The 12,438-nt window shown below is 60.6% G+C and carries 12 protein-coding genes; 7 read left to right on the forward strand and 5 right to left on the reverse strand.

Translation table 11 applies throughout. The annotated features are described in order from the left end of the window. Positions 1-92: 92 nt before the first annotated feature. Positions 93-2,024: a S9 family peptidase gene (locus tag NW814_RS01985; RefSeq protein WP_414405012.1), complete on the reverse strand. Its 1,932-nt coding sequence runs from the start codon at positions 2,022-2,024 to the stop codon at positions 93-95. Between the two features lie 137 nt (positions 2,025-2,161). Here NW814_RS01985 and mnmH point away from each other — a divergent pair, with 137 nt between their 5' ends. From mnmH to NW814_RS02010, 5 genes are all read left to right on the forward strand, one after another. Continuing rightward, entirely contained in the window at positions 2,162-3,277 is a 1,116-nt protein-coding gene (mnmH, locus tag NW814_RS01990; RefSeq protein WP_414405013.1) for a tRNA 2-selenouridine(34) synthase MnmH, read from the forward strand. 103 nt (positions 3,278-3,380) lie between these two features. Then, positions 3,381-4,658 (forward strand): MFS transporter, encoded by a 1,278-nt coding sequence (locus NW814_RS01995; protein ID WP_414405014.1) that lies wholly within the window; start codon positions 3,381-3,383, stop codon positions 4,656-4,658. A 29-nt stretch (positions 4,659-4,687) separates the two neighbouring features. Beyond that, on the forward strand, positions 4,688-5,524 hold the full coding sequence (locus NW814_RS02000; RefSeq protein ID WP_414405015.1) for a SpoIID/LytB domain-containing protein: 837 nt from the start codon (positions 4,688-4,690) through the stop codon (positions 5,522-5,524). An 89-nt stretch (positions 5,525-5,613) separates the two neighbouring features. Continuing rightward, positions 5,614-6,657, forward strand: coding sequence for a chlorophyll synthase ChlG (gene chlG / locus NW814_RS02005; RefSeq protein WP_414405016.1), 1,044 nt, complete (start codon positions 5,614-5,616; stop codon positions 6,655-6,657). Positions 6,658-6,793: 136 nt separating this feature from the next. Further along, positions 6,794-7,234 (forward strand): hypothetical protein, encoded by a 441-nt coding sequence (locus tag NW814_RS02010; protein ID WP_414396141.1) that lies wholly within the window; start codon positions 6,794-6,796, stop codon positions 7,232-7,234. Here NW814_RS02010 and NW814_RS02015 read toward each other — a convergent pair. From NW814_RS02015 to NW814_RS02030, 4 genes are read right to left on the reverse strand one after another with little or no spacing between them, the layout of a single operon-like run. After that, positions 7,227-8,606, reverse strand: a complete 1,380-nt coding sequence (locus NW814_RS02015) for an MFS transporter (protein ID WP_414405017.1) — start codon at positions 8,604-8,606, stop codon at positions 7,227-7,229. The genes NW814_RS02010 and NW814_RS02015 overlap by 8 nt on opposite strands. A gap of 49 nt (positions 8,607-8,655) precedes the next feature. Continuing rightward, positions 8,656-9,417: a Uma2 family endonuclease gene (locus NW814_RS02020; RefSeq protein ID WP_414405018.1), complete on the reverse strand. Its 762-nt coding sequence runs from the start codon at positions 9,415-9,417 to the stop codon at positions 8,656-8,658. Positions 9,418-9,456: 39 nt separating this feature from the next. Further along, positions 9,457-10,860: an aspartate ammonia-lyase gene (locus tag NW814_RS02025; RefSeq protein ID WP_414405019.1), complete on the reverse strand. Its 1,404-nt coding sequence runs from the start codon at positions 10,858-10,860 to the stop codon at positions 9,457-9,459. A gap of 9 nt (positions 10,861-10,869) precedes the next feature. After that, the gene (locus NW814_RS02030; protein WP_414396133.1) at positions 10,870-11,109 is read right to left on the reverse strand and encodes a hypothetical protein; all 240 of its coding nucleotides are present in this window, start codon (positions 11,107-11,109) and stop codon (positions 10,870-10,872) included. Between the two features lie 274 nt (positions 11,110-11,383). On the opposite strand from NW814_RS02030, the gene infC reads away from it, so the two are divergent. Beyond that, complete coding sequence (infC, locus tag NW814_RS02035) at positions 11,384-11,953, forward strand: translation initiation factor IF-3 (RefSeq protein ID WP_414405020.1); 570 nt, start codon at positions 11,384-11,386, stop codon at positions 11,951-11,953. 15 nt (positions 11,954-11,968) lie between these two features. Continuing rightward, positions 11,969-12,433, forward strand: coding sequence for a thioredoxin-dependent thiol peroxidase (bcp, locus tag NW814_RS02040; RefSeq protein WP_414405021.1), 465 nt, complete (start codon positions 11,969-11,971; stop codon positions 12,431-12,433). Positions 12,434-12,438 lie beyond the last annotated feature (5 nt).

A 12,438-nucleotide genomic window follows, 5' to 3' on the forward strand; every position in this document is an offset into this window, starting at 1 on the left:
GCCGGTGGCTTGTTCTGCTCTGCATGCCTCCCTTCCCCAGCGTCCTTGACTAGGATACCCAATGGGGAGGCGCTGAGCCAGGACAAGTAACCTCAACGAGGAGGAGGCCAGTTGGCAATGGGAACCGGCTCGATAAGCTCCGCCAAGGGAAACCCTAGGATCTGGGCGTAGAAATAAAGCTCTGCCTCCAGGGCCCGTTTGAGGTTGGCTGCCTGGCGAAAGCCGTGCTGCTCACCGGCAAAAGGGACATAGGCCACCGGGATCCCCTTGGCCTGCAGGGCAGCCACCATCCTCTCTGCTTGGTTGGGAGGGACGATGGCGTCCTCCAGGCCTTGAAAGAAGATAACGGGGCAGTTGAGACCCTCCAGGTGGTGGATGGGAGAGCGCTCCCGGTAGAGATCCCGCCGCTCCGGGTAGGGGCCAATTAAGCTGTCCAAGTAGTGGGACTCAAACTTGTGGGTCTCCTGGGCTAGGGCCTCTAGATCGCTCACCCCGTAGTAGCTGGCGCCGGCCTTGAAGACGGTGTGAAACGTCAGGGCCGCCAGGGTGGTGTAGCCGCCGGCGCTGCCGCCGCGAATGAGCAGCCGCTCCCCGTCCACCTTGCCCTGGGCTGCCAAGAATTGGGCCCCAGCGATGCAATCTTCCACGTCCACAAGGCCCCAGCGGCCCTTGAGGGCCTCCCGGTAGGCCCGCCCATAGCCGCTGCTGCCGCGGTAGTTGACATCCAAAACGGCAATCCCGCGACTGGTCCAGTACTGGATCCCGAGATCGAGTACAGCTGCCGTTGCCCCTGTGGGCCCACCGTGGCTTTTGACCAAAAGAGGCGGCTTCTCGCCGGCAGGGGCCACGAAGTCGGGGTTCTTGGGAGGATAGAAGAGGCCGTAGGCCACTGCCCCGCCTGAGGTGGGAAAGGCGATGGGCTCGGGGATCGACAAATACTCTGGATCGACTGCCACATGGCTGGAGCGGGCCACCACCTCCAGCTGTCCAGACGGCAAATGCAAGCAGACTAGGGCAGGGGCTTCGCTAGGGGAGGCGGCCAGAAAGGCAGCTTTTTCGCCGCTAACTTGGAGGTTGTGCAGCTCGGTGTAGGACAAGGGGATCTCCTGAAGCTCTCCTGAACGGGGATCCAAAAGCGCCAGGTGGCAGAGCCCCTCTTGGCGATAGATGGCCAGGATCCGCCCGTCCTCACAAAAGCCGTAAGTGCTCAAGCCAAACACCCACTGGGGTTCTCCAAACTCGGCTTCCATAGGGCAGAGGGGAAGGGGGCCCTGGGGATCCCAGCGGTAGAGGTTCCACCAGCCGCTGCGGTCAGAAACCAAGTAAAGCTCCCCCTGCGGCGACCACTGGGGCTGGAAGATGGACTCAGCCGGGCCGCCAGCAAGTTTCTGGGGCTCTCCCAAACTGCCGTCGGGGGCAACCTCAGCCCGCCACAGCTCCGTGCCGTCCCAGGGCATCTGGGGGTGATCCCAGGTCAGCCACACCAGGGCTTGACCGTCTGGGCTGAGCCGCGGGCTGGCGTAGAAATCGTGGCCCCCGGCCAAAACCTGCTGGGCTCCGCTTTCAAGGTCAATGGCAACCAGCGTGTTTTCTGGCTCTCCCTGCCGGCTATGATCCTCGCGCACACAGAGAATGCGCCGGTGCCTCCTGTCCACCACCCCGTCGGCATAGCGGTAGGGGCCAGCTTCGGTGAGGGGCCGGATCTCCTCCCCTGGGGACAGGTAGTACAGCCGTTGATCGGCAAAGTTGCAGAAATACACCACTCCCTCAGAGACCCAGTAGGCGCCGCCGCCGTACTCGTGGACTCGCGTGCGCACGTTAAAAGGCTCCGGTGTCAGCTCCTCCACCTTTCCGTTAGCCAAGCGCCGCCTCAGGACGTTGCGCCCTTTTTCCTGGGGCCGGCCCTCGATCCAGTAGAGATCCTGCCCTTCCCAGACCGGTTGTCCCAGGCGCAGGGATCCGGCTACCACCAAATCCGCGCTAATCGGGGACCGCCAGGATCCATAGCCAGCCTGTTGCACCATCTCCCCCTCCCTGCCAGCGACACGCTAGACCAAGAGCTCTATTATGGCGGACGCAAGGGATCCCTGCAAAAGGAAGTATTCTACTGCTCCCGCAGGCAGAAATCTGTCAGGATCGAGCAAGAGAGAATCTCACACCTGTGGCTGCTCCCATTCACGTTACCGCCGAGCCCTGGCTGCACACCTACAGCGAGATTATCGACGTGCGCTCGCCAGCAGAGTATGCTGAAGACCATTGGCCAGGGGCCATTAACCTGCCTGTGCTCGACGATGCGGAACGGGCGGAGGTGGGCACGCTCTACAAGCAGGTGGATCCCTTCACAGCCCGCAAGCGGGGGGCCAGCCTGGTGGCCCAGAACATCGCCCGTCACCTGCAAACCCACTTTGCTGACAAGGACCGGGACTACCACCCCCTGATCTACTGCTGGCGGGGAGGACAGCGTTCGGCCAGCTTGGCCTTGGTGTTGTCCCAGGTGGGCTGGCAAGTAACCGTCTTGCAAGGCGGGTACAAAACCTACCGCGCCTGGGTGCGTCGGCAACTGCAGAGCTTGCCCCAGCAATTTACCTACCGAGTGCTCTGCGGGCCAACGGGGAGCGGCAAAACCTTGTTGCTCCACTATCTCCATCAGCAGGGGGCCCAAGTCCTGGATCTGGAAGAGCTGGCCTGCCATCGGGGATCCCTTCTGGGGGCCGAGTGGGGGAGGCCCCAGCCCAGCCAGAAGAGCTTTGAAAGCCAGTTGGTCCAGGTCTTCCTCAAGTGGGATCCCGCCAAGCCAGTTTGGGTGGAGGCAGAGAGTGCCAAAGTGGGCCAACTCCACCTGCCCCCTGCCCTTTGGCAAGCCCTCACCCAAGCCGACTGCATCGAGGTGCAGTTGCCCCTAGAAGAGCGCGTGAAGGGGTTGATTGCCCACTATCCCCACTGGATAGCCCATCCCCAGGCGCTCAAGGAGAAGTTGCTGCCCCTAAAAGCCCGCTATGGCCAAGCGCGTCTGCAGCGCTGGTTTGAGCTCATCGACGCCCAAGACTGGCCGCAGTTTGTCCAGGAGCTGCTGCTGCAGCACTACGACCCCACCTACCAGCACGGCCTGCAGCGGAACTTCAATCGTATTCGGGCTCGGCTTGAGCTGCCTGACCTCTCCGAGACCACCCTTAAGAAGGCTGCCACCTACCTCCTCGAGGGGCAGTTTGAGGTTGGCCTGACGGGGATCCCTGCACTTCAATCTCCCAGCCCGCCTCTAGCCTGGATATTAAGATAAGTAAATCAGCACCCAAAGAATTGTCTGGGCCTGAGCCTCAAGGGAGGCTTGCAGTTGGTGCAGAAGTCTCCAGGGTGCCCCTCTAGGTTTAGCAGGAGTGCATGTGAGGAAAGTTGGGCAGCTCCAGTCAGCGCAGCGACGCAACTTGGGCGTCCTGTTCGTAGCCGGCTTGCTCTTTTGGGCCAGTTTGTCCTCGCTGCTACCCACCCTGCCCCTCTATGTCCGGGATGCCGGCGGCACTAGCCAACAGGTGGGCTTGGTGATGGGATCCTTCTCCGTTGGGCTGCTAGCCTTTCGGCCTTGGTTGGGGCGCCTGGCAGATGGCTACAGCCGTCAGATTGTGCTTCTTATCGGCATGGGGGCAGCAGCAGTGGCTCCCTTGGGGTACTGGCTTTCGGACTGGATCCCATGGGTAGCGCTGGTGCGGGCCTTCCATGGAATTAGCATTGCTGCTTTTGCCACTGCCTACGTGGCTCTGGTTGCAGATCTTGCCCCCGAGGAAAGACGCGGCGAGATCCTAAGCTTCATGAGTTTGGTCAATCCTCTGGGTATTGCCATTGGTCCCGCTTTGGGGGGCTTCTTGCAGGAACTGGCTGGCTATGGGCCCCTATTTTTCTTCGCTGCTTTGCTGGGAGGGGTGGGCTTTCTCTGTACCTGCGCCGTCCAAGAGCAGCGGCGGGGACAAGGGGGATCCCTGGCCTGCAAGGGGGCCTTCTGGAGCCTTTTGCTTCACCCAAAGGTGTGCTCCCTCACGGGAGTGATGCTGCTGGTGGGGTTGGCCTTCGGCACCCAAACAACTTTTGTGTCTCTGTTAATGCAGGAGGCTGGAGTTCCCTTGAATCCAGGTCTTTTCTACATGGCAGTGGCCTTTGCCAGCTTTGGCGTGCGCCTGCTCGCGGGTCCCGCTTCCGATTGCTACGGGCGGGGGCCGTTTATCGCTCTCAGCTTGGCCACCTATGCGCTGGTTATGGGAGTGCTGCTTGTAGCCAACAGCGCTTGGGCCTTTCTGGCTGCTGGGATTGGGGTGGGATCGAGCTTTGGCACCCTGATCCCGCTCATCTCTGCCCTTGTAGCCGACCGCTCTGAGCCAGCAGAGCGCGGGCGCCTGTTTAGCCTGGTGATGTGTGGGTTTGACTTGGGCGTGGGCCTGGCAGGGCCCATTCTCGGCACCCTGGCGGTTGGGTCTAGCTATCGAATCCCGTTTGGCTACGCCGCTCTCCTGGCCTTTGCCTCCTGGGTCTGTTTTGTCTGCTTCTGCAACGGTAAGCTGGTCTCCTCCCTGCGCTTTGCTTTAGGTTGGGAGCCGGATCGCTACAGGTGGCAAGACAAGTCCCCTCAGCGGGATCCCGCTAACTTTCCCTCGCCTCTTGCCCTATCCTAAGCTGAGGTGGCTGGAGAAACCCTAGCTAGATGAAAGCACGGCGTTGGCTTGCCTTCCTCGGATCCCTGCTGCTGGGCCTCTGGGGGGGAGAGGTGGAAGGCGCTTGGGCGGTAACGGTGCGGGTTCAGTTGGCTGATACCACCACTCCTTTGGTGGTGGGGGTTTCTCTGCCTGCCCGGCTGACCAATGGTCGCGGAGAGGTGTTGGCAGATCTGCCGCCCCTACGGGGGTTTTGGGCCCGCCCCAGCCGCCGGGGGGTACACCTGCACGAGGCTGTGAGCCCAGTGCTGTTCATCGAGCCGCCGGAGGGGGGTCTTGTGGCAGTCAACGGCCGTTGGTATTCCGGCAAGGTGCTCTTGATGGGCTACAACCGCGTGCAAGCCATCAATTACGTTCACCTCGAGGACTATGTGGCCAGTGTAGTGGAAGCTGAAATGGGAGCCCGCTTCTTGCCGGAGGCCCTGAAGGCGCAGGCGGTAGCTGCTCGCACTTATGTCCTCTACCACCGCAATTCCCGGCGCTGGTTTGATGTGTTTAGCGACACCCGCTCCCAGGTGTACCGCGGCCTCTCGCAGCGCTCGGCAGCCGCCCTAGAGGCAACACGGGCTACCCGCGGCGTGGTCTTGGTGTATGGAGGAAAGTTTGTCAATGCCATGTACAGCGCCAGTGCCGGAAGCCGAACTGTGGGAGTGGACGGGATCCCTTACCTGCAGAGCCTGCCGGACTTTAGTCCCTACCCCAAGTTTGGCCATGGCATTGGCATGAGCCAGTGGGGTGCCCAGGAATTGGCCCGCCGGGGCTGGAGCTACCGCCAAATTTTGGCCTACTACTACCCAGGCGTTAGACTTGCCCGCTTGCCAGACTAAGACGTTCCTTGAGGTCTTTTGAGGGAAGGGGGGAAATGCTGCAGAATAGGGATGGCTATCCCCGCTTAAGTTTGCTTGCGCACCTCACTATGAACGAAACGACTTCCTACGATTCAGCCACAGCGGCCCCTGCTGGGGATCCTGCTGCTCCCAAAACTGCCGCGGGCTCTGAAAAGGGATCCCCTGGCCGCCGTCTCCGCCAATTGCTGGGCATGAAGGGGGCGGAGGTAGAGTCTCGCTCCATCTGGCAAGTCCACCTGCAACTGATGAAGCCGGTTACCTGGATCCCGTTGATGTGGGGCTTGATCCCGGGAGCGGCTTCCTCTGGCCACTTCACCTGGACTTGGGAGAACGTGGCGCTAGTCTTGGCGGGCATGGTCCTAGCCGGCCCTCTGATGGCAGGTTACACGCAAACTCTGAACGAGTACTATGACCGCGACATCGACGCCATCAACGAGCCCTACCGCCCCATCCCTTCCGGGGCCATTTCCCTGCGGCGGGTGGTCATCCAAATCTGGGTGCTGCTGATCCTGGGACTGGCGCTGGCCTATGCCCTCGACTGGTATACTGGCCACCCCTTCCCGGTGATTACCAGCATTGCCCTGGGGGGAGCCTTGCTGGCCTACATCTACTCGGCGCCGCCCCTGAAGCTGAAGCGCAACGGCTGGCTGGGCAACTACGCCCTGGGCGCTAGTTACATCGCCCTGCCCTGGTGGACGGGCCACGCTCTATTTGGCGAGCTGAACTGGACGGTCTGCATCCTAACCCTCCTCTACAGCTTGGCGGGCCTGGGGATTGCCGTGGTCAACGACTTCAAGAGCATGGAAGGAGATCGGCAGTTTGGCCTGGCCTCGCTGCCGGTGATGTTTGGCGCCATGGGGGCGGCCTGGATCGCGGCGCTGATGATCGACCTGTTTCAGCTTGGCATGGCCGCGTTTTTGCTGGGAGCTGGTCTAAAGCTCTACGCTGCGATTTTGGTGCTGCTCATTCTCCCCCAGATCACCTTCCAAGACATGTACCTGCTGCGGGATCCGCTGAAGAACGACGTGAAATACCAGGCCAGCGCTCAGCCTTTTTTGGTGTTGGGCATGCTGGTGGTGGGACTGGCGTTGGGCCGCTCAGGGCTATGGTAGTCAAGCTAAGGTGCCCATTCTGGCAACCGAGGTGACGGTTTCTGCCCTAGATTGCCCCCGCTGTCTGGGCCAAGATCAAGCCAGGGATCCCGCTGGGATGAACAGTGGGATGGCCTCGGGCCAAAGGAGGTGTTCGATGAAGCTGTTTCTTCCCCTCCAACTTAGCCTGAGCCTGGCTTTGCTCTTGGGGACTGGCGCTCCTGCCCAGGCGCAGCGGATTGTCATCGACGAGCGTGGGATTGTGGTTGAACCCAGCCCAGGTGGCCTGCTCATTCCCAACCAGCCGCTTTTTGCTCCGATCCCACCCGGGAGAGTTCCTTTTTCCATCGATGCAGAGGGCCAAGTGGTCTCTGCCCCTGGCTATCGCTGCAGTGCCGCTACCGCTGCCGACAACTCTCCCATCCTCTGCCGCTCCCAGTTCAACCCTAGCGAGGTGGTGGTGTACGAGCGGGATGGCCGCCCCAACACCCTCTTTGCCGACAACGTGATCCGGCCCACCGGCAGCGGCCTGCGGATTCTGCCCAACCCTGGGCCAGGGCAGTCCTCTGGCAGTGGCCTGCGCATTATCCTCAACTAAGAGGCGAGGAGCGGCCAGCCCGCCTTGCTTCCAGTTCCTGCAGGATCTGCCGATGGCGCTGCCGGGTAATGGGGTAAAGCCACACTAGACAAATGCCGCCAATCAAAGCCACTGCCGGCAGGGGGCCGATGGCGAGGCGGATGGCCAGCAAGGCTGATTCGGGCTGGGAAGGAAGAGGCTCTCCAGCTACCGAAGGGATAAAGCCAGCCCAATCTAGAACTTGCCCCAGGAAAAACAGCCCCAGCCCCAGGCCTACCTTTTGCAGGAACACCATCAAGGCATAGAAGATCCCTTCCCGCCGCTCCCCGGTTTGCAGCTCGTCCAGGTCAATGACATCTGGCAACATCGACCAGGGGCCAAGGTAGGCCGTGGCTGAAACCCCTGCTCCTGCCAACAACGCCAGCGCAATCATGAGCCGCTCCTGGCCGGGCTGTAGGAAGAACAGGCCTGCCTGCGCGATCAACCAGAACCCCGCCCCGATCAGGTACATGGCGCGCTTGCCTAGCCGGGCGCTCAGTCGCGTCCAGGCAAACAGGGTCAGCACGGCAACGCTCTGAACCGCCAGCACCACCAGGGAAATCCACACCTCGGGCAAGTCCATCCAGAAAACGATGAAGTAGGGGATGATGGTGGCCGTAAACTGAAATGCCAGCCAGGAACATAGGTAGATGCCGCTTACAAATAGATAGGGGCGGTTGCTGAGGGCCACCCCCAACTGCTGGAGCAAAGGCAGCGGATCCCGCCAGGACTGATGCCGTTCCCGCACCCCCCAAAAACAGAGCACTAGAGGCAGAGTGGAGATCACCCCAAAACAGCTCCCTGCCAGCAAATGCCCACTAGCTCGATCCGGCAGCAGGTTAACCAAGAGGGGAAAGGTGGCCACCGCAACCATGCTGCCCCCCACCGAGAAAGCAAAGCGGAATTGGTTAAGCTGGGTGCGCTCGTCGTAATCCTGGGTCAGCTCCGCCGTCAGGGAGGCATAGGGGATGTTGGCAGCCGAGTAGAAGGCGTTAAACAGCAGCGACACCGCCAGGTAGTAGGCAAACAGAAGCCCAGTTCGACCGGGAAAAGGGATCCACCACTGCGCTACAAAGGTTAGGCCAAAAGGGATGGCTGAAAACAGGAGCCAGGGGCGGCGGCGACCCCAACGGCTGCGAGTGCGGTCGCTGAGGAGGCCGATGATGGGATCGTTGATGGCATCCCAAAAGCGGGTGAGGGCGGAGATGCTGCCAGCCAAGCCTGCTGCCATGCCGACGGTGTTGGTGAGAAAGGGCAGCAGGAAAAAAATGAGGATACTGGCCGTCATGCCCGTGCCCAGATCCCCCACCCCGTAGGCCAGCTTTGTCTGCAGGCTGAGTTGTTGTCTGGTCATCATCCCCCCTGGAATGCCAGGATTCCAGTGTAGGGGGTATGGGGACCCTTTAAAGCTCAGGGTCTTCTCCCAACTCTCGGAGCCGCTGGGCCAGTCGTTCGGCTCGGGAGCGTTCTAGGTCTGCCCGCTGCCGCTCCATTTCTGCCCGTTCCCGTTCCCTTTCTGCTCTTTGCCGTTCCAACTCTGCCCGTTGCCGCTCTAACTCTGCTGCCGTGGGCAACAGTCGCCCTGCCCTATCGTACCAGCGCACCCAAAAGCGTTCTCGCCCCTCGTAAGATCCCCACCACCGACCGATACTCAAGTCCAAATCGGGCAACAGGATTGGGGGATGTTCCCCAGCGCCGGAACCGGGGAGCAGCTCATAGTGTCCACCCTGGAGCTGATAAACGTTCAACTCATTGGTCTCTAGCTCGAAGGTGACGTAGTAAGGGATCCGCAGCCGCCTTTCATAGAGCTGGAACTTGGCTTGCCCGGGTTTTTCTTCCCCCAGGTCGTTGCAAATGATCTCCAAGATGAGGACAGGCAAGATATTCCCTTCATCCCACACCACATAGCTTTCGCGGGCAGTGCCATCCCGCCAACGAGGAACCCCCAGCACTAGAAACAAATCTGGAACAACGACCTGCCGGGGTAGGGCGTAGTAAAGGCCCATATTGCAAGCCACAAAAAAGTCTTGCCGGTCTGACCAGTGCAGCAGCAGCGGTTCCCGCAGCAGGGGGTATTGGCGGCCTTGATCCTCGTTGTCCAAGGGAGTGTCGTCTGTGTCGGGCAGGTCGTGCTGGGTGGGCCAGCGATAAGGGGTAACGGTCATGGTCAGGCGGAAGCAGTACACCTCCACTCTAGCAATGGGTCAGGCCTGCATCTGGCTCATCGCCTCCAGATCCAGTACCTTGGCCACTTCTTCCGGGCTCATCAAGTTGCGCTCCAACAGGATCTGGCGGATGGGCTTCCCGGTTTCCAGGGAGATCTTGGCCACCTCTGCCGCCTGCAGGTAGCCAATGTAGGGATTGAGGGCAGTCACCAAAGCCAGGGTTCCCTCGGCATAGCTGCGACAGCGATCTGCCTGGGCCTTGATGCCGCGGACGCAGCGCTCAGTAAAGACGCGCAGGCTGTTGTTGAGGATCTGCAAGCTATGCAGGAGGTTATAGGCAATCAGCGGCATCATCACGTTGAGCTCAAATTGCCCTGCCTGAGCTGCCAAGGTGATGGCGGTGTCTAGCCCGATTACCTGAAAGCAGACCATGTTCAGCATCTCAGCTATCACCGGGTTGTACTTGCCAGGCATGATGGAGGAGCCAGGCTGCACGGGTGGCAGTTGGATCTCTTTGAGGCCAGTTTTGGGGCCAGAGTCCATCAGGCGTAGGTCGTTGGCCACTTTGATGCCGTCTTGGGCCAGGTTGCGCAGGGATCCCGACAGGTGCACAAAGGGAGCCATGCTCTGCATAGCCGCCATGGGATGGGGAGCCGGTGTGAGGGGCAACTGGGTGTACTCTGCCAGCCGCTGCACCACCTTCTGCCGGTACTGGGGGTGGGTGTTGAGGCCGGTGCCCACGGCGCTTCCCCCTAGCCCCAAGCTGCACAGGGCTTGGCTGGCCTCCTCGATCCACTGACGATGTTGGGCAAAGATGGCTGCGTAGGCGCCGAAGCTGTCTCCCAGGCGCACCGGCACGGCATCCTGCAAATGGGTGCGGCCCGCCTTGAGGATGTCGCGAAACTCCTGGGCCTTTTGCTCCAGCGCCGCCACCAGGTTGTCCAGCGTGCCCACAAGATCCCGCCGCACCCGCAGCAAGGCCGCTAGGCGAATGGCGGTGGGAATGACATCGTTGGTGGATTGGCCGTAGTTGACATGGTCGTTGGGGCTGACCCGCTCGTACTTGCCCTTGGGCTCCCCTAGGATCTCCAAAGCCCGGTTGGCCAGCACCTCGTTGACGTTCATGTGGTGGGAGGTGCCTGCCCCGGCCTGGTACACATCCACCACAAACTGATCCCGCAGGGATCCCTGCAGGATCTCATCGGCTGCTTGGACAATGGCCCTGGCCACCTCCACTGGAATGCAGCCCAGCTCGCCGTTGACCTCCGCCGCCGCCTTTTTAATCAGCACGCAGGCTTCCACGTACTCTGGCAGCGGCTTGAGGCCGCTGATGGGAAAATTCTCCAGGGCGCGGGCCGTTTGAATGCCGTAGTACACCGACTGGGGCAGTTGCCACTCCCCCATCGAGTCTCGTTCGCTGCGCACCTGTGAAGGCATGGCCATTTGGCTGGCTTAGCTGGCGGGGTTGGATCCCTTTTCCTGCAAAGCAGCCAACTGCTGGCTGAGGCGCTCGTTGTTTTCCGCCAAGACCAGCACCATGGCTGCACAGGCCAAGTGAACTGCCGCCCGAAACTCTGCCGAAGTCTTATACTGGGCCAACGCCTCGCTGTCGCCTTCGCGGGGGCTGAGGATCAGTTGGACGGACTTTTGAGCCAGCTCTTTCAGTTCTCGTTCCGTTAAACCCAGTTGCACCGCTTTTGCCCTCCCTGTAAACTAGAAGGCTAACTTTGCCCCACCCTCTTTGCCAGCAGGGCTGCCACCTGGCTATCCTACCGCAGTTGTTACCCCAATCCAGCAGTATTTTTCCCGTGGGCAAGCCCAAAGCTTCTAGAAAGAAACAGGAAATACCGGCTAGTATAAGTGCAGAAGCTTCTGCCCTTCTGGCCAATAACAGGGTTTTTTGCCCATTGGCCGGCAGCGGCGCAAAGTAAACTAAATTCTGTTGTTCGTTCAGAGAGAGGAGAACTTGTCCGTCGAACGTCCACTTGACCCCTCTTCCCCCAAGCAGCGCGCAGAGCTGCCCGCTATCAACGAGCGGATTCGCTTCCCCAAAATCCGTCTCATCGATACCGATGGCACCCAGCTGGGGATCATGAGTCCTCAGGAAGCGCTGCGCATAGCAGAGGAAAAGGATCTGGACTTGGTCTTGGTGAGTGACAAAGCGGATCCTCCTGTCTGCCGCATTATGGACTACGGCAAGTTCAAGTTTGAGAAAGAGAAAAAAGAACGGGAGGCCCGCAAAAAACAACACACTGCCGAGATCAAGGAAGTGAAGTTTCGTTACAACATCGGCGAGCACGACTACCACGTGCGCCTGCGGAGTGCCCAACAGTTCCTGGGGGAGGGAGACAAGGTGAAGGCTACGGTAATGTTCCGTGGCCGCGAGGCACAGCACGCCGAGCTGGGGGAAGAGTTACTGCACCGCTTGTTCAGAGACTTACAAGAGGTGGCGGAAATGCAGCAGCCTCCCCAGAAGGAGGGTCGGAACATCACGATGATCCTTGCTCCTAAACCTGCTCCTAAAAAATCAACCTAAGGAGGGATCTTGCCCATGCCCCTTGCTGTTGGGGATCCTGCCCCGGAGTTTACCCTGCCGGATGCCGAGGGTAGGCCGATTAGCCTCAGCCAACTGCGGGGCCAGCGGGTGGTGCTCTACTTCTACCCACGGGACAACACTCCCGGCTGCACCAAAGAAGCCTGCGGCTTTCGGGACACCTATGCCGACTATCGAGCCCACGGGATTCAGATCCTGGGGGTGAGCCCCGACGATGCCCGCTCCCACCAAAAGTTTGCCCAGAAGCTGCAACTGCCCTTTCCGCTGTTGGTGGATGAGGGGGCTAAGGTGGCCACTGCCTACGGGGTCTACGGCCCGAAAAAGTTCATGGGCAAAGTCTACAACGGCGTCCACCGCACCACCTTCGTTATCGACCCGGCGGGGAAGATCGAGGCCGTTATCACTAAGGTCAAGGTGGAAACCCACGCGGCAGAACTGCTCAAGCAGCTAACTGGCTCCTAGCCTTT

The sequence above is a fragment of the Synechococcus sp. R65.1 genome (genome assembly GCF_047461755.1).
GTDB lineage: Bacteria > Cyanobacteriota > Cyanobacteriia > Thermostichales > Thermostichaceae > Thermostichus.